Origin of the sequence: Psychrobacter sp. UBA2769 (assembly GCF_002352555.1) — a bacterium.
Lineage (GTDB): Bacteria > Pseudomonadota > Gammaproteobacteria > Pseudomonadales > Moraxellaceae > Psychrobacter > Psychrobacter maritimus.
On sequence record NZ_DEIR01000017.1, the window covers coordinates 23127 to 45132 of the forward strand.

The 22006-nt window shown below is 42.5% G+C and carries 20 protein-coding genes; 17 read left to right on the top strand and 3 right to left on the bottom strand.

The window, feature by feature from the left end; translation table 11 throughout:
- Positions 1–323 precede the first annotated feature (323 nt).
- Positions 324–1574, top strand: a complete 1251-nt coding sequence (gene lpxB, locus B3Q63_RS07795; RefSeq protein WP_414706327.1) for a lipid-A-disaccharide synthase — start codon at positions 324–326, stop codon at positions 1572–1574.
- Positions 1575–1661: 87 nt separating this feature from the next.
- Positions 1662–2534 carry a ribonuclease HII gene (locus B3Q63_RS07800; RefSeq protein WP_296175512.1) on the top strand — a complete coding sequence of 291 codons (873 nt, stop codon included), beginning with the start codon at positions 1662–1664 and terminating at the stop codon, positions 2532–2534.
- 193 nt (positions 2535–2727) lie between these two features.
- On the opposite strand, the gene B3Q63_RS07805 is transcribed toward B3Q63_RS07800, so the two are convergent.
- On the bottom strand, positions 2728–3393 hold the full coding sequence (locus tag B3Q63_RS07805; RefSeq protein ID WP_296175514.1) for a DUF924 family protein: 666 nt from the start codon (positions 3391–3393) through the stop codon (positions 2728–2730).
- A 176-nt stretch (positions 3394–3569) separates the two neighbouring features.
- Here B3Q63_RS07805 and B3Q63_RS07810 point away from each other — a divergent pair, with 176 nt between their 5' ends.
- The 5 genes from B3Q63_RS07810 to B3Q63_RS07830 all read left to right on the top strand — a co-directional run bounded on the left by B3Q63_RS07810 (position 3570) and on the right by B3Q63_RS07830 (position 11180).
- Positions 3570–4796 (top strand): carboxynorspermidine decarboxylase, encoded by a 1227-nt coding sequence (locus B3Q63_RS07810; protein ID WP_296175516.1) that lies wholly within the window; start codon positions 3570–3572, stop codon positions 4794–4796.
- A 272-nt stretch (positions 4797–5068) separates the two neighbouring features.
- Positions 5069–6343, top strand: coding sequence for a saccharopine dehydrogenase family protein (locus tag B3Q63_RS07815; RefSeq protein ID WP_296175518.1), 1275 nt, complete (start codon positions 5069–5071; stop codon positions 6341–6343).
- A 456-nt stretch (positions 6344–6799) separates the two neighbouring features.
- Positions 6800–7579 carry a hypothetical protein gene (locus tag B3Q63_RS07820; RefSeq protein ID WP_296175519.1) on the top strand — a complete coding sequence of 260 codons (780 nt, stop codon included), beginning with the start codon at positions 6800–6802 and terminating at the stop codon, positions 7577–7579.
- A gap of 243 nt (positions 7580–7822) precedes the next feature.
- A complete protein-coding gene (betT, locus tag B3Q63_RS07825) occupies positions 7823–10045 on the top strand; it encodes a choline BCCT transporter BetT (protein WP_296175521.1) in 2223 nt (740 codons plus the stop codon).
- 343 nt (positions 10046–10388) lie between these two features.
- Complete coding sequence (locus B3Q63_RS07830) at positions 10389–11180, top strand: hypothetical protein (protein WP_296175523.1); 792 nt, start codon at positions 10389–10391, stop codon at positions 11178–11180.
- 157 nt (positions 11181–11337) lie between these two features.
- Here the strand turns inward: B3Q63_RS07830 and htpX are convergent, their stop codons facing one another.
- Positions 11338–12252, bottom strand: a complete 915-nt coding sequence (gene htpX, locus B3Q63_RS07835; RefSeq protein ID WP_296175525.1) for a protease HtpX — start codon at positions 12250–12252, stop codon at positions 11338–11340.
- Between the two features lie 301 nt (positions 12253–12553).
- Between htpX and B3Q63_RS07840 the strand changes: the two genes are divergently transcribed.
- From B3Q63_RS07840 to B3Q63_RS07855, 4 genes are all read left to right on the top strand, one after another.
- A complete protein-coding gene (locus B3Q63_RS07840) occupies positions 12554–13021 on the top strand; it encodes a methyltransferase family protein (RefSeq protein WP_296175527.1) in 468 nt (155 codons plus the stop codon).
- Between the two features lie 62 nt (positions 13022–13083).
- Entirely contained in the window at positions 13084–13413 is a 330-nt protein-coding gene (locus tag B3Q63_RS07845; protein ID WP_200662139.1) for a DHCW motif cupin fold protein, read from the top strand.
- Between the two features lie 67 nt (positions 13414–13480).
- On the top strand, positions 13481–14287 hold the full coding sequence (locus tag B3Q63_RS07850; RefSeq protein ID WP_296175531.1) for a PhzF family phenazine biosynthesis protein: 807 nt from the start codon (positions 13481–13483) through the stop codon (positions 14285–14287).
- A 12-nt stretch (positions 14288–14299) separates the two neighbouring features.
- Positions 14300–14632: a YnfA family protein gene (locus tag B3Q63_RS07855; RefSeq protein WP_200662141.1), complete on the top strand. Its 333-nt coding sequence runs from the start codon at positions 14300–14302 to the stop codon at positions 14630–14632.
- 172 nt (positions 14633–14804) lie between these two features.
- Here the strand turns inward: B3Q63_RS07855 and B3Q63_RS07860 are convergent, their stop codons facing one another.
- Complete coding sequence (locus B3Q63_RS07860; protein WP_020443648.1) at positions 14805–14927, bottom strand: hypothetical protein; 123 nt, start codon at positions 14925–14927, stop codon at positions 14805–14807.
- 389 nt (positions 14928–15316) lie between these two features.
- On the opposite strand from B3Q63_RS07860, the gene B3Q63_RS07865 reads away from it, so the two are divergent.
- The 6 genes from B3Q63_RS07865 (at position 15317) to B3Q63_RS07890 (ending at position 21972) form a co-directional block, all read left to right on the top strand.
- The gene (locus tag B3Q63_RS07865) at positions 15317–15928 is read left to right on the top strand and encodes a 6-pyruvoyl trahydropterin synthase family protein (protein WP_296175538.1); all 612 of its coding nucleotides are present in this window, start codon (positions 15317–15319) and stop codon (positions 15926–15928) included.
- Positions 15921–16448 carry a tRNA (adenosine(37)-N6)-threonylcarbamoyltransferase complex ATPase subunit type 1 TsaE gene (tsaE, locus tag B3Q63_RS07870; protein ID WP_271134493.1) on the top strand — a complete coding sequence of 176 codons (528 nt, stop codon included), beginning with the start codon at positions 15921–15923 and terminating at the stop codon, positions 16446–16448. Before B3Q63_RS07865 ends, tsaE begins: the two co-directional genes overlap by 8 nt.
- A gap of 93 nt (positions 16449–16541) precedes the next feature.
- Positions 16542–18299, top strand: coding sequence for a DNA mismatch repair endonuclease MutL (gene mutL, locus B3Q63_RS07875; RefSeq protein WP_414706328.1), 1758 nt, complete (start codon positions 16542–16544; stop codon positions 18297–18299).
- A gap of 100 nt (positions 18300–18399) precedes the next feature.
- Positions 18400–19569, top strand: coding sequence for a tRNA (adenosine(37)-N6)-dimethylallyltransferase MiaA (miaA, locus tag B3Q63_RS07880; RefSeq protein ID WP_296175542.1), 1170 nt, complete (start codon positions 18400–18402; stop codon positions 19567–19569).
- Between the two features lie 404 nt (positions 19570–19973).
- Positions 19974–20513, top strand: coding sequence for an RNA chaperone Hfq (hfq, locus tag B3Q63_RS07885; protein WP_201565261.1), 540 nt, complete (start codon positions 19974–19976; stop codon positions 20511–20513).
- Between the two features lie 466 nt (positions 20514–20979).
- A complete protein-coding gene (locus tag B3Q63_RS07890) occupies positions 20980–21972 on the top strand; it encodes a KpsF/GutQ family sugar-phosphate isomerase (protein ID WP_296175545.1) in 993 nt (330 codons plus the stop codon).
- Positions 21973–22006: the final 34 nt, after the last annotated feature.

A 22006-nucleotide genomic window follows, 5' to 3' on the forward strand; every position in this document is an offset into this window, starting at 1 on the left:
CAGTAGTTATCGAGCTTTTATTGGCTAATTTAGCTATTTTAAGCACTGTCACGTATGATGAGCTTATAAACAACCGCATTTAAGACTTATAAATTGAGCTTGAGCCTAATAAATGCTGCTAAGGTGGCTTTTAATAGGCATCTTATGCGCGATTTCATATACTATATTTTATAATATCCATATTGTATTTTTTGTCCTATTTTAACTGTACTGCTTTGATGGTACTAACTTGATATTGAGAGCTTGTCATGACAGATTCTGCTACGCCTCACCAACCTTCTGATTTAACGTCAGCGCCTGATGGCTATAATGCTTATGAGGCGATGCCTGCTGTGACGGGTGCGCCACTGGTCATAGGGATTGTCGCTGGTGAAGTGTCAGGGGATAGCTTGGGTGCAGACTTTATGCAGCAGATGAATAACCTGCGCGATGATATCATTTGGGTTGGTGTTGGCGGCGCAAAAATGAAAGCGCAAGGGCTACAAAGTATTTTTCCATTATCTCGTTTGGCAGTGATGGGCTTGGTAGAAGTGATGGCGCAACTACCTGATTTGCTTAAAGCGCGGCGTGAATTATTAACGGCCTTTAAAGCCGCCGATATTGATTGGTTTATCGGTATCGATGCGCCTGATTTTAATCTACGAGTGGCGAAGAAGCTTAAGCCACAAGGGGTGTTCTGCGTACAATATGTCAGCCCTTCTATCTGGGCATGGCGTGAGTCGCGTATTCATAATATCAAAGCGGCGACCAATTTGGTGCTTTGCTTATTCCCATTTGAGCTGCCCGTTTATGAGCGTCATAATCATCCGGCGATATGTGTCGGTCATCCGCTGCTACGTACTATTGATCAGACGCTACTTGAGACGACAGTCAATCAGCGCCGTAGTGAATTGGTCTGGCATAATGACGGCTTGCAGCAATTTTTTATCGACCGCTTTGATGATGTAAGCCAGCTTATCTGTGTCATGCCAGGCTCGAGACGCGGTGAAATTACAGCAATCTTGCCGCTCATGCTCGATGGTATCCAAAAGCTGATTTTATTAGACCCAAAGCTGTGTTTTATCATTCCAACGGTCGATCAAAATCATCAATATATCGTGCAAGATGTCATTGATAAGCGCTCAGAGCAGCTGCGCGCGGCGATTGTGGTGGTCTATGATGACAGTCAGCCAACCTTTAGTCAGCAAGCGATGGCGGCATCAGATATGGTGATGCTGGCATCGGGTACTGCAACCTTGGAAGCCATGTTACTTGAGCGGCCTATGGTGGTGATTTACCAGCTAAATCAGCTGACCTATCAGATTGCTAAACGTTTGGTTAAAGTGCCTTATGTGGGTTTGCCCAATATTTTGGCAGACAGCGCGATTGTGCCCGAGCTTATCCAAGAGCAGGCAAGTGGTGATAACATCTGTCGTACCGTGATGCGTCTGCTGCAGCCTCGCGCCTATGCTGAGCAATTAAAGGCGCTCATTGATACCAAGCATTTATTACAACAGCAGAGTAATCATGACCCTGCTAATAGCGTGATTGAACAGTGGTTTTTGCAGGATAATCATCAATCCCAAGTTCAATAAAGGTAAATTCCCTAAGCATAATTAAACTAGCTTCAATATCATTTGCATCACACTTAAATTTTTAAATAAATAAGACAGTACAATTTTATGAGTAACACACCTTGCAGCGCAAATCCTTTCACGCCAATTAGCATCTGTATCGAGCAAGTAGATATTAAAGGTCAGTATATTCAACTGGCTGCTCCCATACATTTATCAGGTCAGTTAAATATCTCTGAGTTACTTGCGCAATATCCGATAAATGAAGAGCGCGAACAAGTACCCATACAAATTGGTGTAGACGAAGCAGGGCGCGGACCTCTGCTAGGCAGTGTCAATGTTGCTGCTGCAATATTACCTGCTACTTGGTCAGGGCTAATCGAGGACGCGCCACTCAAAGGTACGCCATTATCTATATTGACGGATTCTAAGCAGCTGAGTGAAAAAAAACGCGACATTCTTTATCCATTGGTTCAGCAATATGCTGTCGGTCACATCGTCGCTGATATACCGGCAGCGGTCATCGACCAAGTCAATATTTTGCAAGCAACGATGCTGGGTATGCGTTTATGTACTGAGGTTTTATTAGAAATAGTTGCCAAGCATCTTAATACCGGTGATAAAAGGCAGTGTGAAGTATTAATTGATGGTAATCGCTGTCCGGATTTGGATTATGCAAGCCTTGCTAAATCAGGCATAGAGCGTTCAGTCATTGACTGCCAAGCGTGGGTAAAAGGCGATGCGCGTCATACCAGTATTGCGGCCGCTAGTATCTTGGCAAAGGTGAGCCGTGATAAAACCATGTATGCGCTTGATACTGAATATCCTGAATATGGCATTGCTAAGCATAAAGGCTATCCGACGCGCGCCCATATGGAAGCTATTTCAGCTCATGGTGTGTTAGCCGCGCATAGACGTAGCTTTGCACCGGTAAGAAAAGCGCTTGAAAACGTGACGCATACCGAGAGTGGCAATAGGTAAGTGGTTAAGATATTTAGAAAACAGCCTAAGCAAATGTATTGAATAAATAGCTACAAAGTAAAAAACCCAAGTAAACCACACAAGTAAAATTTTCTATCACTCAAATATAAAAACCATCTGTTTATTGAACAGGTGGTTTTTATTTCATTATTAAACAGTTAGGTTCTATTAAGGCTTAAAGTTTAACAACTGCTTAAAAAGACGAGTTGGGCTGCTGTAAAAACGCCTCTTCTTCGAGAGTTGATTCACGACCCAAGGTCTCATTGCGGTGCGGATAACGGCCAAACTTATCAATAATGTCTTTGTGACGACGCTCAAAGTCTAAAGTGTCGGCATCGTTTAGTTGCTCAAAAAGCGGTAGATAACGTTTATGAATCATCGCTGACTCAGAATGCATAAATGGCATAATAATAAATTTACGCCACGGCGTTGGTAGGGTATCAAAATGTGGCTGCCCAATGGCTTCTTGTGCCAATACCAATGCCATACCATCTTGAGCAAACGCGCATGCTTGCTCGCGACATAAGTTACGTGAGAACTGATCTAAGACAATGATTTCAGCCAAGCGTCCCGCCAACGCTGTGATTGAGCTGTTGCTATCGGCTGGCGCGTCTGCAATGCGCCACGTAACGCATTCACCTTGTTTTGCGGCTTGCCAAATCTTGCCAAACTTATCATTTATCTGCTTATCAAAGTCATCATTTTGCGCAAACCAGTATGGCTCATTGTTTTTGTCAAACCAAAAATCCAACACGGCACGCGCCTCTGAATCGAGATGCTCTAAATTTATATTTTTGAGCTCGAGTGACGATAAATTGGTATGGCTTTTTGAGGTAGAATAATCGGTTGAGAGTGACATAAGCTATTCTAATTGTGATGAATTTATACTACTATAGCGCACTTATTTGGCCCTGTCATTTGGCCTTGTCACAATGTGTGATAACGTGTCATGACTGTATCACAGAGCGCCACTAAGCCATCGTTAGCATTAAGCTATTATCGCCGTATATTGTTAAAGCTATTAGGTTATCTCTTATGAACTCAACACCAGCTGTCTCTCTTGCGGCGCTAAAAACGCCTTACTATTTGCTTGATGAAGCGGCGATTGTCGCAAATATGCAGATTATCGCTCGTCTGTGCGAGCTATCGGGCGCCAAGGCCTTACTCGCGCTCAAATGTTTCGCAACTTGGGGTGTTTTTGATGTGATGGAACCCTATTTGCATGGCACCACCTCGTCTTCATTGAATGAGGTGCGATTAGGCTACGAGACTTTTGGTAATAATAGCGCCGATATTAACAATAATGTTAATAACCAAGATAAAAAAGAAACCCATGCCTACAGCGTCGCTTATAGCGCGGATGAAATCGACGAAGTATTAAGTTATGCAGATAAAATTATTTTTAATTCTATCTCGCAATTAAATGCGTTTAAAGGTCAAGCAGCAGCAAAAAACATCCCAGTTGGATTACGCTTAAATCCAAAGACCAGTAATTCATCGTTTATTATCGCTGATCCTGCTCGTCCTTTTAGTCGCCTTGGTGAGCATGATAAAGATAAGATTGCAGCGGTACTTGGTGATATCACTGGGGTTATGATTCATAACAACTGTGAAAATGACAGCTTTGAGGCATTTAGCGCAAGCTTGGCCGATATTGAAGACAGATTTGGTGACGTCTTAGCACAGCTTGAATGGGTCAGTTTGGGCGGTGGTATTCATTTTATCGCGCCTGATTATCCATTGGAAAAATTGGCAGACAGATTAAAAGGCTTTAGCGAAAAATACGGTGTACAAGTTTACCTTGAGCCGGGTGAGGCGAGCATTCATGGCGCTGGCTCATTGGTGACGACAGTATTAGATACCATGCACAATGAAAAAAATCTAGCCGTTGTTGATGCATCTATCGAAGCGCATATGCTTGATTTGCTGATTTATCGTGAGTCGGCGCCTATAGCGTCTATTAATGGTGAGTTCATGGCTATTGCACCTGTCAACAAAGACCAAGTAGACGATGCCGTCGATAACACCATTATTTACGGGCGTTCTTGCTTAGCAGGTGATATCTTTGGCGAATATGCGTTACCTAGCAATTTACAGATAGGCGATAAGATTGCGTTTGGTAATGCGGCAGGCTATACCATGGTGAAGAAAAACTGGTTTAATGGCGTTAACATGCCGGCAATTGTTATCCGTCGTCTGGACGGCAGTATTGATATTCAGCGCGAGTTTGATTATCAAGATTATAAGGCGAGTTTGTCATAACGCTGTTATGCTTGGCATTATTAAATAATAGCTGCCAAACAACTATCTAGAAATGAGGATTGGTCTTGAATTTTCTAAGTTATGTTGTAATTTTTGCCGAAAAGTAAGTAAAAATTGTTATAATTGCCACTGGCAAAGGCAGTCGGATTTGTCTAACGGGTGCGTGGGTTTTCCTCGGTCTTCCTTTTTAATTCACGCATATCATTCACTCGTTTCTGTTTTGCATAGCCAATATCAATGGTATCGACAGGGACACAAAGGAGGATTGTTCTTTGAACACAAACCAACAAGCTAAGTCCAACAAAAAAGATGTACTTATCATCGGCGCAGGCGGCGTTGCTCAAGTGGTCGCGCATAAATGTGCGATGCATAATGATGTGCTCGGCGAGATTCATATCGCCTCACGTACTAGAGATAAATGTGATGCCATCGCCCAAAGCGTCAAAGACAAAGGTAGCTTTAAGCAAGCTGCTGTCTTGCATACGCATCAAGTCGATGCCATGGATAGCCAAGCGCTGATACAGCTTATTCAAGAAACGGGTATTCAAATCGTTATCAATGTCGGTTCGGCATTTGTGAATATGACTGTTTTAGAAGCTTGTATCGAGACGGGTACTGCGTATATTGATACCGCTATTCATGAAGATCCGCGCAAGATTTGCGAGACGCCGCCATGGTATGATAACTATGAGTGGCAGCGTAAGCAGCGCTGTGCGGACAATAATGTCACGGCAATCTTGGGTGCAGGATTTGATCCCGGCATGGTCAACGCCTATGCGCGCCTTGGCTATGACATGATGGATGCAGGCTCTGTGACTGATATCGACATTATTGATATCAATGCGGGCAGCCACGGTAAGTACTTCGCCACCAACTTCGATCCTGAGATTAACTTCCGTGAATTTACTGGTACGGTTTATTCTTGGCAGGACAGTAAGTGGCAGTCGAATAAGATGTTTGAAGTAAAGCGTACCGATGATTTGCCAGTCGTTGGTGTGCAAAACAGCTATTTAAGTGGTCATGACGAGATTCATTCTTTATCGGCTAACTTAGATGTGCCAAACATCCGCTTTTGGATGGGCTTTGGTGAGCATTATATTAATGTTTTCACCGTGCTACAAAATCTAGGTTTATTGTCTGAGCAGCCGGTGATGACTGCGGAAGGGCAAGAAGTGATACCGTTAAAAGTGGTCAAAGCCGTGCTACCAGACCCAAGCTCACTGGCGCCAAATTATACCGGCAAGACCTGCATCGGTGATAAGGTTAAAGGTAAAATCAATGGCGTTGATAGCGAGGTGTTTATCTACAATATCTCAGATCATAAAGAAGCCTATAACGAAGTCGGTAGCCAAGGTATCTCTTATACCGCAGGCGTACCACCCGTCGCTGCTGCCATGTTGGTCGCAACTGGTGAGTGGGATGCGGGCAAAATGGTCAACGTCGAAGAGCTGGATGCCAAGCCGTTTATCAATCTATTGAATAAGATTGGTTTGCCAACGCGTATCAAAGATAGCGAAGGCGATAGAGCACTTGAGTTTGATATTTAAATTCTTGCGTTAGCTTTTATTGTCTGTTAAATAAAAAGCATCCTATTGAGCCATGGCTTGATAGGATGCTTTTTTGTGTGGCTACTTCTATCATAAAAATAATTGCTATAAACGGTATAAGGAAAATTGTCGCGCTAGACAGTAATTTTCTTAAAAATCATACTTTTAAAGACTTTTAGCCGATTGACCTAATGGTTTTAGCAAGCGCCATCTAATATCATTATCGTATCTTGCGATGATACGGCGATTGGGTTTGTAGACGCTTTTAAACAATTTATCAGAAGTCTTCGATGGTTTTAGATGATTTTTTAGGGCTGGTTTTTCCAGTTTGCCGCATCTCACTGAGCCAGATTGGGCTGAGAAAATAACGGCTATTCATTTTTGCCCCAACGCCGCTGCGCGCCCAAGCTATTACCTTAGCTCTGATTGTACTCTATATAAAGGACAGCCATATCCATGAATATTGATGAGCAAAAACCTGTAGAAACGCCAAATATTACTGTCGATGCTGTTAGAGAATGGTTGATTCAAACCACACGGCTTTTTGCTAAGTTCGCCATCATACTTGTTATTCTTAGTAGTACCTTAGTACTAAGTTTTGCGCTACATTTGCCGTTTCATGTGTCTTATGGTCTTACCCTGTCAATCGCTGCTGTTTTATTTATCATGCTCATTATGGTATCGATTAAAAATATCGTTTATCTCTACCTAAAGTCTAGCATCTGGGGTCAAGTTGTCCTTTATTTACTGGTCGCCTTAATCAGTGCGCGTGCTTATCTTTGGGCAATTGGAGAAGTGAATCGCATATTCTTAGTTGATCCCAGTAACTTAGCGCTTACGACTAGCGTATTGACAGCTATTATTTTCTTTAAATACGCCATCATGGCATTACTCAGCAGTTACCTGATAGCTATTGGCTTATATTTTTATTTCAAAAAAACAGATAAACCAGCAACAACTAACCGTCAGCCTTTGGGCAAAAAACTGCTTACAGGCATCGCTTTTGTATTTATCATGGGTATGAGTCTCGTCGCCGTTGGCAATATCTCAAAATATAGCGATGTACTGATTCAAGCCTTTGCGTTGAAAGTAGATTCCTATAGCCATTACACTTGTACAGGCGATAATTTTAAAGGCATTGAAGGGGTTTTGTTTTTATCAGGCAATGATATTTTAGTTGCAAAAAAGGTTGGCTCAATGGCGTGGGAGTTTAAAAAAGTAAAGTGTGAGAGTTAGGGTATGTTCTCAATTCAATCGATAGACATCTAAATGACCTAAAAATGGCTAAATTTTGCCAAACTTCGTCAAATAGCGGGGTAATATCCTGATATTAACTGTGCTATTTTCCTTTTCATAAGATAGAGAGTCAATCTCGCCATCTGTTATTATCTGTTTATTCACTAAGATGAGCTAAGCGTTATAATTGAATCAGTTTAAAAATAATGCATGTCAGACAAAAGGTTAAATACAGGGATAAACATGAGTAACGAAAGGGAAGACGAGCACTTAACCGAAGCACAGCAACAAGTCAAAAATTCACGCACGCCGTTCGAGCGTAGCCAATTTGGCGGTACAAAACGTCAATCCAAGCCTTTCGATGAAGATGTTCCTATATCGCGTAATGATCTGCAAAAAGGTGCGCAAGAGTTATCAGAAAACAGCGTTGCCCATATTAATTGGAGCGTGCTAATTATCTCATCGCTGGTGATTGTTGCCTTTTCCATATGGGCGATTTTTATGCCTAGTAGCGCCAGCACGACGATGAAAGCAGTGGTAGATTGGATTGCGACCAATCTTGGCTGGTATTACGTGATTACGATGGTGATGGTCATCGGCTTCGTGCTTTGGGTCGCATTATCCAAAGAAGGCAGCATCCGTCTTGGGCCTGACGATTCGCGGCCGCAGTATAAGCTAGGTACGTGGGCGGCGATGTTATTTGCGGCCGGCGTTGGTATTGATTTGCTGTTTTTCTCGGTGACCGGTCCTGTAGTACAGTATTTAACCCCGCCCTCTGGTGATGGGGCGAGCGCTGCAGCCATGCAAGATGCCGTCGTTTGGACGATGTTTCATTATGGTATCGCTGGCTGGTCAGTTTACGCACTACTTGGTATGGCGATGGGTTATTTTGCCTACCGCTGGGATATGCCATTATCCATTCGAGCGGCCCTTTACCCACTACTTGGTAAGCGCGTAAAAGGCCCTATTGGTCATGGTATTAGTATCATTGCGTTAGTGGGTACAGTGTTCGGTGTGGCGACGACGATGGGTATCGGTGTGGTACTGCTAAACGTTGGTTTTTCAAAGTTATTTGGTTTAGAGGAAGGTTTAACGTTACAGATTGCCCTCGTGGTTGGTGCCGTTATCTTGACCATTCTTGCCACTACCTCAGGTGTTGACCGTGGTATCCGCTGGATCTCCGAGCTCAATCTTTGGAGCGCGGTGGCGATGATGGCGTTTATCCTGATCGCTGGCGAGACGGCGTTTTTATTAAATGCTCTGGTCGAAAACCTTGGTCAGTTCTTTGTGACCTTACCTGCTCGGATGTTTAAAACCTTTGCGTATGTACCCGGTAGTAGCGACTGGATGGGCAGTTGGACGCTGTTCTTTTGGGCGTTTTGGCTGGCATGGGGGCCGTTCGTTGGGGTGTTTTTAGCCCGTATTTCGCGTGGGCGTACGCTACGTGAGTTCGTTATCGCCGCGGTTACCGTACCGGTATTATGTGACTTTATCATTGTCTCTTTCTTTGGGAATTCAGCCCTTTATCAGGTATTGCAAGGCAATACCGCTTTCGCTGAGCTTGCCGTTCAAAGCCCAGAGCGCGGTTGGTACGCGCTGCTTGAGCTGTTCCCAGGGGCGACTATCTTGGTGGCCTTAGCGACACTCTCAGGACTGCTGTTCTATATCACCAGCGCCAACTCAGGGGCGATGGTCATGTCGAACTTCTCGACCTCTATTCCTGATCCATCAGAAGATGGGCCGAAGTGGCTACGCATTTTTTGGGCGGTATTGACGGCGATGTTGACCATCTCTATGTTGATCGCAGGCGGCGTCATTACCATGGAATACGCCACACTTATCTTCGCGCTTCCTGTGACCATTATCGTTTATCTAGTGATGTTCTCTTTTTCTAAAGCGTTAAAAATAGAACGAGCCGAGCGCGAGGGCACCGTGCTACGCCGTCCTTCTGTCACGCCAAGTGGCGGCTATATACCAGAGCGTTCATGGAAGCAGCGACTGGGACAAATGCTTGCGTATCCATCCAAGCGTGAGACCGTCCAATTCCTTGAGCGTATCGTCCGCCCAGCGCTAAACGATGTCGCCAATGAGTTTGAGCGTCAAGGCTACGATATCGAGCGCGATAATACTCCTCATATAGCTGATGATATAGATATTGGTGGGCCATTACTAAAGGTATCCACCGATGCTCTGAATAACTTTTATTATCAAGTATCCATGGTTGAGACGCCGTCACCGACTTTTAGTGGCAAGATGTCGCCGGTCAGTGACGTTTATTACCGTTTAGAGGTGACGACCCAAACTGGCACTGGCGGTTATGATTTGATGGGACTGACCAAGCAGCAAGTTATCGATGATGTCCTTGAGCAATACGAAGCTTACCTGACCTTTATTAGCACCCCAGGAGACAATAATACTGGTCTGGACAGTGCGTTGACGTCAGTGGGGACAATCGGTAAGAGTTAAGCCGCTGGTCGTGATTAAACCATACAGATAATCGGGGAGCCAATCCTGCCATCCGCTATTATCTGCCATTTCTGCTAGGGCAGCGGCTACTGGCGGGACAGGTTGCTGCTATCGCGACACCCTGACCCACCGAGCCTTTGCAACCTAGCAGTTATGGCAGGATAGCCGCTACAGTCAGGGCTAGCGGTGACATCGCGTTCTTGCTAGGATTTATCGTGGTTGAAATGCATTTGAATAAGCGGAAATTTGTATCATCTGATAAATAAGCGTACTCATTTATACCGATACTTATATTATAGTTAGGTTGGACGCAACCTACTGCAACTGACAATTAAGGAAAAAAATGGAATTTTATACTGAAAAATCAGAAGAAAGTGATGCTATCTATCTCCTCTCATATATAAATGATGTGTTAATTCCAGCGTCTAAAGAGTTTTTTATCCTACTAAATAAAAATGAAGTCTTACTTCATCACGCTTTTTCTTTTAACGCTATATTATCTCATGCGATAGACTATATACATTTCATTGTTAAAAAAGTTTCCGCTTCATCTGATAATTCTAATCCCATATTTAGAAAAGATTTGATATCTCAGTTTGATAAAAGATATCACGTAGATGGATGTTCTAACATAAATAACAAGTTTAAACTGCTAGATGCTGTTAATAACTCATTTAAGCATGTTGAATTAGACCAAAATAGATATGCTGATTTAATAGAAATATATGGTGATTTAAGCTTTCATAACTTATCTAATAATGAAGGGAAAGTATTTTTTAAGTCTCAACTATATAGTTTTGATTATTGCCGGGTAGTAATGAGACCTATTGCAAAAATTTTTGATTGTGACATAGAAAATCACAATGATGTAGATGATTTTATCAATGGTAGGATACACGGTGGTTTTGGTTATGGCGATTTCATTTATGAGTATGAGTCTCATGATGCTATTGATAGAATGATTGATTTCTGTAGCTCTGAATGTAAAAACTGTGGTGAAATAGATGATGACTGCGACTGTGTTAGTTATATTTATGATCAAAAATCAGGTGAACGCTCACCCAATATAGATTCCAATTTTAATTTTAATGATGTAATGTCGAATATTAGTGGAACGCGTGAGTGGAAGAACTAAGTTCAATAGTTATATTTCAGGCATCAGATAAAAAGTCCGTATGACAATAGGATTTATATTTTCGTAACCAAATCTCTTACTGCATAAAGCTAAGGCATAATTTATAGATATTAATACAATCTAAAAATTACGCCTGTAGCATTTCAAGAGTTTTCCATCACCCCTCACTAGGATTATACTTCCTCAACGCCGCAATACGATCATCCAGCGTTGGATGTGAGCGGAAAAGGTTAGCGATACTAAAGCCTGTAGACTGCCCAGACGAGATTGCAAATGCCTTCATGCTCTCTGGCATTTGGTCTGGACGTTGTGCAGAAGGACGCAAGGCATCAAGCGCACTAATCATCTTGTCTTTGCTAGCAAGCTTAGCACCCATCTCATCAGCACGGAATTCACGCAGACGTGAGAACCACATAACGATGGCAGACGCCAAAAATCCAAGCAAAATATCCATCACAATACTCGTCACAAAGTAGCCAATGCCGGGGCTATCACTGGTATTTTTAAAGACAGTACGGTCGATGAAGCTGCCGATAATACGCGCAAAGAACATCACAAAGGCGTTTACCACGCCTTGGATAAGCGCAAGCGTTACCATATCACCATTGGCCACGTGACCGATCTCATGCGCCAATACCGCTTCTACTTCATCTTGATTCATATTTTGCAACAGACCAGATGAAACCGCGACCAGCGCTTTATTTTTATTCCAACCGGTTGCAAATGCGTTCGGCTGGGAATTATTAAAAATTCCCACTTCTGGCATGCCAATATTTACCGCTCGTGCTTGTTTAGCAACGGTATCTACCAGCCATTGTTCCGTGGCGTTGCTTGGCGTTTCAATAACCACCGTCCCCGTTGATCTTTTGGCCATCCATTTTGAGATAAATAGCGAAACCATCGAGCCAACCATGCCGTATATACCGCACATAATGGCAAGGCTGGTGTAATTTAGCCCGCCTGTGCCATGTACGCCACCAATCCCAAAAAATCGAGATAAAATACCAAACACGATGCTAAATACCACAATCACCGCTAAGTTGGTTAATAAAAACAATCCGATACGCATCATGATGCTAACTTCCTCATTAAATTTAATGACAGTCTGAGGGACAAATCCTTTACTGTAATAAAGACTAAAAATTAAACAGAGGACAATTATAACCTTCTAGAAGTAATATAGGCGCCAATTCTAGTATGAATAAAGTTTTATAATATGGAAAATACCAATGATAGCGGTGTGAAATGTGCAGTTGCTAGATACAGGCACAGGTAGAAAAATAAACACACAAATAGTTAGCAGTTATAATAGATAATGAATGGTTTAGGTTCGTTGTTTAAAATCGTTGTTTAGTCATATATAAGGTGCAACCATGAACGCTCTAGCGCTTAAAGTACCACCAGTAGCACAAGTCATTATTACGGCAGCTGCCATGTATGGCGTCTCTAAAATGGTTCCTGCTTTGACGTTCTCACTCAACGGCTCAACTGCACTGGCACTGACAGTGGGTTTGGGTGTGATCGGAATGAGCTTAGGTGTCATGGGTGTGACGCAATTTAGAAAGGCGCAGACCACACCCAATCCGCAGGCGCTTGAGAAAGTATCTAGTTTAGTGACCAGTGGCATATATCGATATAGTCGCAATCCGATGTATTTAGGCTTGGTGCTTATCTTATTAGGCTGGGCATTCTATCTGTCGCACTTTCTAGCGTTTGTGTTATTACCCGTTTTTATACTTTATATGACACGCTTTCAGATACAGCCAGAAGAGCAAATGATGGCACGAAAATTTGGTAAAACTTATCAAGCATATCTGAATAAAGTGCGGCGCTGGATTTGAGGTATAGTAAGTAAAGAGAATTATTATGCATAAATGATCGATTAAATCAGGAAGATGACGTCATGGAAATGAAAAACATACCTTTTGCTACTACCGACTGGACGACAGTAGAAGCGGTAGAAATCAAAGGCGAAACGGGTACAGGATATTGGAAGACTCGTGAATTTGATACTATTAATGTGCATATGGTTGAGTATTCTGCCGGCTACCTTGCCGATCACTGGTGCGATAAAGGGCATATTTTATTTTGTATTGAGGGCGAGCTAAACACTGAGTTAAAGGATGGGCGTACTTTTACCTTAACAGCCGGTATGACTTATCAAGTAGCGGACAATACGATTGCACATCGTTCATCAACGAAGACAGGCGCTAAGCTATTTATTGTTGATTGATATTGGCGGTAACCTCATAAAGCTATAAAACCATAAAGTTATAAAAAAATAACAGCGAGAATATAAGATGCAACTAGAAATCAATGTCGTCGACGCTTTTACGGATACCGTTTTTAAAGGAAATCCAGCGGCGATTATCATTACAGATGATTGGTTAAATGATGATTTGATGCAATCGATTGCCTTTGAGAATAGTTTATCGGAGACAGCTTTTATTGTTCTTGAAGATGACGGTATTTATCATATCCGCTGGTTTTCACCATTGTCTGAGATTGCTTTTTGCGGTCATGCAACCTTGGCGTCAGCCTTTGTGTTATTTAACAAACATCCTGATGTAGAAACCATTAAGTTTTCAGCCAAAGCCGTTGGTGTTTTAACTATCGTGCAAACAGACGATGGCAAAATACAAATGGACTTTCCCAATACTAAGCCCGAAAAGGTCAAAGATATTCCCGAGAGTTTGCTGGCAGGATTGTCTATTGCACCAGTCGAAGTTTATAAAAATACCCAAGCATATTTTGTGATTTATAATGCCGAAGCAGATGTCCTAAACGTAGAGCGCGATAACGAGCGACTAAAACAGCTTGCGCCATTAGATGTAGTGGTCACCTGTCAGGCTAATTCTGCTACATACGCGAGCTACGATTTTATCTCACGTTATTTTTGGCCTGCTAATGGTGGCGATGAAGACCCAGTGACAGGCTCGGCTCATACTGCTTTAGCACCATTATGGGCGGAGCGTTTGGGTAAAAATGAATTGATTGCTTATCAAGCATCAAAACGAGGCGGTATTTTAGACTGTGTCGTCGCAGGTGACAGAGTAATGATTTCTGGCAATGCCGTACAGTATATGACAGGATTTATCCCCGTTTAGGAGTAGATGGTTTTGACTGAGTTAAAAACCGTTGGATTGTTTGCGCTGACCGCATTGGCAGAGATAGCAGGCTGCTATCTGCCTTATTTATGGCTACGAGAAGGTAAGTCGATTTGGCTGCTTGTTCCGGGTGCGCTAAGTTTAGTTGCTTTTGTTTGGCTATTGTCTTTGCATCCAACCGCAGCTGGTCGAGTTTATGCCGCTTACGGCGGAGTTTATATTTCGATGGCAATTATCTGGCTGTGGACAGTGAACGGCATCAGGCCGACCACGTGGGATATATTGGGTTCTGTCGTAGCGCTGCTAGGCATGGCAATTATTATGTTTGCGCCGCGCAGTACTTAGCATAAAAACAGTAGTTAGTATGAAACAGTTCCTAGCATAAAAACAGTAGCTACTATAAAAACAGTACCTAGCATAAAAAATGCCAATCAAACCGTGAGGTTCAATTGGCATAGCTTTAATTAGTATGGTTTAGATTAATATAGCTTCAGTTAGCATACTGATGCACTAAATATTAATGTTTACCTAAGATACTGCCGTTGTCATCTTTTTTAGATTGCTTAGCGGCTTTTTTCTCTTTTGCCGTTAATAGCGGTTTCTTTTTTACGTTCTTTTTACTGTCTTGACCTTTACTCATGGTATTTTCCTCTTGAGATAAGCCGTAATCCCTTTAAAACCAGTGTAAACAAGCTTAAAGGTTAGGTTAAATGCTGATGATGCAAATTTTGCGTACTGCAATGAGTATAGGCTTAAGGTGTCGCAATAGATAGCATGAGCACAATTCACCTACGATTGGATTTAGACATCTCTTTTTAATCCTGCTCCTCAAATTATTTTTGATAAATAGATTTGATAAAGGGGTGTTTAGGGTTATGGATTCATTTAGTCAATATGGCTATTAATAAGTGCTTACTTACGGAGTCATCGTGATTTGCTATAATGAGCCACAAGCCGATGAGTCGTCGCGGCAAGCTTTTGTAATACTCATATTTAGCACAACGATGCTTACTGTTTTGGTTGATTATTATGCGTATCCGTAAACTGTTCAAATTTGAAAATGCGCATATTGTGCGTAATTGTAGCTCAGAGCGCTGCAAGCATTCTATCCATGGTCATAGCTATCAAATCGAATTGATTCTTGAGGCTAAGCGCTTAGACCATGGGCAGATGGTCTATGATTTCGGTTTATTAAAATCGTCTATAAAAGATATTATCGACAGCTTTGATCATGCGATCTGCTTTTGGAACAAAGACGACCCTGAGTATATCGCCGCCTGCAAAAAATTCAGTGCACGCTGGATAAGCTTGCCGGTATCGCCATCAGCAGAGCAGTTCTCACGCGTGATATTCTTTTGGGCGCAAGAGATTCTAAAACAAACCCAAATGCGAAACGGTGAATCTGATGTCAGCGTTTACTCGGTGATTGCACACGAAACTGCAACCGGTTATGCGCAGTGTTTTGCTGATGATGTGGCCAATGAGCAAATGGGCAAGCTTAATTTAGAAGCGTTTGAGTTTAGCGATCAAGTCAGCAGTGAATGGCATGACCCTGAGTTATATGCCAAGCTGATTCGCGGTGAAAGCTTTGTCAATCCATCCGTGACTATGCAAGTACAGGCAGGTAACTCTGATGTCTAATAGTATAAAAGAAGACAAAAACGTTAAAACGTTGACACTGTACTCTGAAGCCGATACCCAGAGTTTGGCAGCGCAATTGGCAACTTTACCACTATCCGGTAGCGTTTGGCTGGCGGGAGATCTGGGTGCAGGTAAGACCACGCTGACTCGTTATTGGTTGCAAGCGCTCGGACATACGGGTGCCGTTAAAAGCCCGACTTATACCTTAGTTGAGCCTTATAGTATCGAGCAAAATGATGGGTCAATTAAGCCAGTTTATCATGCTGACTTATATCGTTTGCAAGATCCAGAAGAGCTATCTTTTATCGGTTTCGATGAGTATTTAGATGAGCCAAATGCGTTGGTTATTATCGAATGGGCCAGCCGTGCGGACAGCTATTTACCGCCGCCGACTTTATTTATTGATATGGTTCAAAGTGACAGCGTAGACAATAATAAAAAAGAAGCCCGTCAAGTTGAGCTGCGATTATCAAAGTCAGGTCAAGCGCAAGGCTTGGATTTATCCTCTCTTAAGATTTAGTTTGCATCTCATATCTGTAGCCAATGTAAATCACCAATAGCCGACAGCATCATTTATCACCACGCAAAATAACGATACCTCTTAATGCCACAAATGCCAGACAACCATTCTCATACTCGCATCAAAAAGCTATCGCCGCTGCTGATTAATCAATTGGCAGCGGGCGAGGTAGTAACGCGCCCAGCAGCCGTGGTTAAAGAATTGCTTGAAAATGCGATTGACGCTGGTGCGAGTAAGATTGCGATTCATATTACCCAAGGCGGCATGGGTATGATTGAAGTGGTCGATAATGGCACGGGTATCCATCCTGATGATATGGTTATGGCCATTACCCGTCATGCAACCAGTAAAGTCGCGGATGTTGCTAATTTGCATGGTATTACGACCTTAGGCTTTCGCGGCGAAGCATTGGCAGCAACGGCGGCGGTTTCTCGTTTGACCTTAGCCAGTAGTCATGATGACAGTGGTGTTGGTCGCCAGTTGCAAGTCGCGGGTGTATTGGACGATATGCCAAAGTTGCTGCCAGTTGTGCATCATCGTGGTACGACCATTACCGTTAAAGATTTATACTTTAACGTACCAGCCCGTCGCGGCAACTTAAAATCTATTGCCACCGAGTTTGGTCATATCGAAACGATAGTGCGAGAAGTGGCTTTAGCGCGCGCAGATGTGGCGCTGACGCTGTTTCATGATAATAAAAAGCGGCTGTCTCTTTCTTCAAGAGCAATGTCTGTCAATGACAACAGCAACAATAACGCTAATCGTCTGCCTTTATCACGTCTTGAGCAAGCGACTGGGTTGCCATTAACGGATAAGGCCTTAGAAATAGCATTAGATCTGAGCAATTTAATACAGTCGCCTAAAGACTACGTTGATAGTAGCTTTGGCGCTCAAGCCAGCATTAATGGCTGGTTATGGCCTATCATTAATACGCAAGATACTTTACCAAAGTTAATCTATGTAAATGGACGACTGGTTAAAGAAGCATTGATTAGCAATCAGCTACGTCAACTTGCCCAAACCGCTCAGTTAGCAGGTATTGGCTATGCGCTTTATTTTGATCTGCCAACTGAGTGGCTTAATATTAATGTACACCCATCTAAACAGCGTATCAAAATCAGTCCGTTAAATAATATCATGGCGCATCTCAGTCATGCGATTCGGACAAAGCTTAAAAATGTAATTAGCAAAAAGACCATTAATTCCGTTAATGATGATAGTCAGGTATTAAATAATAGTCTGTCTATAAATAATACTTTCGCTGCTCAAATGGAACAGACATCATCGACTACTCATTCAACCAAAAGCCAGCAAGTCCAAGCACCCAAACAGCGCTATCAGTTATCAGAAAATACGCCTACTTCTCAAACCGTAGACACATTATTTGTCTCTGAAAATATTAATCAAAATAACATTCAAAACACCCGTAATATCTCTAACGATGCAGCAATAAATTCGACATCTTTGCCTTATTGTCTGGACGTGATTGACGATTTAAATAAGGCGTTAACTGAATCTGCTAGTACGACATACATCGAAGATAAAGCGCTGCCGCTGTTATTGTTTTATTACCAAAGCCAATATTTACTGATTAGTGCAGCAGATTGGCAGTCAAAGATTGGTTTATTGTTTGAGTCACGTGTATTTGGCGATACGGCATTTAAAAAAGAAAAGATGTTGAACAGCGCAGCGGCCATTAATCAGCAACTTGCTACCGTGAGCATGCAAATGTCACCGCAAGACTTAATGATTTTCATAGCAGATATGGAAAGCGTACTTGTTAAACATGCGATCAAATCTATCGATAGTCATCGATTGGTTGCATTGATGCTGTCATCTGCCCCTGAGTAAATGTGTATCTAACGACATAAAAAATATAATAAGCAAACTTTAGCAGTGACAAGTCGCAAATTTACTTAGCGCTAATCATATAATTAATAAAGGCAATTCTATGCAAATTTCGTCTGATAGCTCATCTTATCGCCTCAATTCCAAGCTAACGGATAATAGCGTGGTGTGTTTGATGGCACCAACCGCGAGTGGCAAGACGGCACTGGCTTATGAGCTGTATGATACCGGACGTTATGAGCTGATTTCGGTCGATTCAGCACTGATATATCGTGATATGAATATCGGTACGGCGAAACCAACGGCTGCTGAGCTGGCGCGCTATCCGCATCATTTGGTCGATATCATTGACCCGATGCAGAGCTATAGTGTCGCTGAGTTTGTGCATGATGTTGCCCGTTTGATTGATAGCTGTCATGAGAATGGCAAAATCCCCTTGCTCGTCGGTGGTACCATGATGTATTACATGGCGCTCATTGATGGGCTATCTCCCGTACCCGATAGTGATGAGAGCGTTCGTGCGCGCGTGGAGCAGTGGCGGCAAGAGGAAGGTATTAGTGCGCTGTATGACTATCTCGGTAAGATAGATCCGATTAGCCATGAGCGTCTCAATGCAACCGATACTCAACGTATTACTCGAGCGCTTGAAGTCTATCTACAAACCAACATACCCATCAGTGATTGGCAAAAAAAGCCTAAAAAAGCCTTGGCTCATAATCCCAATCAAAATTGGCATGCGTTGGCAGTAATGCCTGAGCGCCCATGGTTGCACAAGCGTATCGAGCAACGTTTGGATATCATGTGGAATGAAGGATTGGTCGCTGAAGTGATAGGGTTGCTTGAGCAGTATCCACTGACGCCCAATTTGCCATCGATGCGCTGTGTTGGCTATCGTCAAGTATTGGAGTACCTTGTGCATACTAATCACCCAGTATTTGAGCAAGCACATTTAGATAAAGCACAGTTTTATGATGCTTTTGGTCAATTAGATGCTTCAATAAGTGGGCAGATAAGATCCGAGCGCACAGCTCAGCTAGCCATTCAAGCGCCCGAGCACACTAGCCGGACCGAGGTGCTTGCTTGTCAGCAAATGCAAAATAAGGCATTATATGCGACAAGACAGCTAGCAAAGCGCCAATACACTTGGCTGCGTAAACTTACTCAATTGTCTGATTTATCTGGTGATGTGTCTAACGATGATAAGCAGATAGACCATGCTATAACGATAAAAACGTTTGATACCATGGCACAGGTGCGAGATTATTTATATTGATGCCTATTTATATCGACGCCTGCTTATATTGCTGACGGATTAAACCGATAGCGGAATTAGCAATACGTAAAAAATAATGACAATTAGTTTCAAAGTATAATGTATATAGCTGCTATAATTTAAACCCAGTAGCACAGTGGGAATTATATTTATATAACCGCTTGTTTAATGGCTATTAGTTAACGTTTGTTGATAAAATAGCTTTTGAAACAAGTGGTTACTTAATAATTTACAATAATAACGTATTCACGATAAAGTGGAATCACTTAACAACAATGAGCGCTTATTTAGATACGTTTTATAAATAAAACTTATTATTGTATCTGCCCTTAGCCATTATAATTAAAGTGACACTTAAAATAATTGGCATTAAAAATAATTATACAATATTTAGGAGAGATTTCATGTCAAAAGGACAAACCTTACAAGATCCGTTCTTGAATTCGCTGCGCAAAGATCGCATTCCCGTTTCTATTTTTTTGGTAAATGGTATTAAACTACAAGGTCAAATCGAGTCATTTGACCAATATGTGGTATTGCTAAAAAATACCGTTAGCCAAATGGTTTATAAACATGCCATCTCAACAGTAGTGCCAGCGCGCAATCCTAGAAGTAGCACAGCAACTGGCACCAGTACAGCCACGCCAAGTGCCGCACCCGTTGGTTATCAAGGTGGTGGTATGAGTAGTGGCTTTGAGCGCGGTAGCAACCTTGCGAGCACGGGTGGTTTTGAAGAGCGCGGTTTTGCCAATCGTAGTGGCTTTAATCGCGGCGGCTTTAGCCAAGGTCAAGAGCGCGGTTTTGAGCGTGGCAGCTTTGGTCAAAGTCAAGAACGCGGTTTTGAGCGCGGTGGTTTTGGTCAAGACCGTGGTTTTGAGGCGCCGTCAGATAATGCGGGCTTCGAAAATAAACCAAATGACGATACTGACGACAGTAATAACTAAAATCTACCTTGAAAGTACTGTGTTTAAGTTTTATGCCTAAAATATCGTACTTAAGAGGTTGTGCTTGCAATAATGAGCTAGAAACATATTGCTCAAATCTATAGTAATGCTCAAATCTAAAGTAATGCTTAATTAAAAAGTATGTTATTAAAATGTTCTATATCTGATTGAGACCTACTATATTATAGTGGGTTTTTTTTGTATAAATAGACGTATAATTGCATCTATCAATGCCAATGTTAGTGCTAAAATGATGGCATATCATCATGCGCGATACTATTAATCTAGAATGTTATTAATCGAGAGCATTATTAATTAAGAGCATAGTATAGTAAAATATTCTATTGATTCACCGCATATTCCAATTTGAAGAATTTAAAGTCATTAAATTTTAAGTTATATAATTAAAAATTACTAAATTGAAAGTCGCTGAATGTAAAGTCACTAAAAAATATCGAGCTGCTGTATGAGTAATCCCCAACGCAATTTAACCCATCAACAATTTATTAGTACTGCTATCGAAGCGATTCATACTGAGATGGCGGCACTAGAATTGTTAACTGAACAAATCGATGATAGATTTGCCCAAGCCTGCGATATTATCTTAGCCTGTCAAGGGCGAGTGGTGGTGACGGGAATGGGTAAATCAGGACTCATTGGGCGCAAAATAGCAGCGACCTTTGCTTCTACGGGCACGCCAGCATTTTTTATGCACCCAGGTGAAGCAGGGCATGGTGACTTAGGGATGTTAGTACAGGGCGACGTCTTACTTGCCATCTCAAACTCGGGTGAATCGGACGAGATTAGAATGCTGCTGCCCGTAGTTAAGCGCTTGAATATTCCGCTGATTAGTATCAGCCGAGACAAACGCGGCATGCTACCACGTGCAGCGGACATCGTTCTGACGCTTGGTAAATCACAGGAAGCTTGCCCGCTTAATCTTGCCCCGACTTCCAGTACCACGGCGACTTTGGCATTAGGCGATGCGTTGGCAGTGGCTTTGGTTCATGCCCGCAACTTTACTTCAGAAGATTTTGCATTATCGCATCCCGCTGGCGCGCTAGGACGACAGCTACTGACGCGCGTTGAAGATTTGATGCATCCCAATTCAGAAAACTTACCGCTGATTAATCAACAAGCGCCACTACAAGACGCTTTATTTACCATGTCGGCTGGGCGTTTGGGTATGACGGTGGTCACTGATGACGAACAAAAAGTGGTCGGTGTATTTACCGATGGTGATTTGCGCCGCGGCTTAGAAAAAGGCATTGATTTGCAAACTCCGATGCGTGATTTGATGGTAAGCAATCCACGTCGCGTCAGTAAAAGCATGCGCGCATCAGATGCGCTAAGTGTGATGAATGAAAATGGGATTAGCCAGCTGCTGATTATTGATGAGGCAGAGCGCTTGGAGGCCGTCATTACGGTGCATGATTTATTACAAGCCGGTGTGAAGTAAGTACCGCATTAACAATGATGGCATTAATGATTAT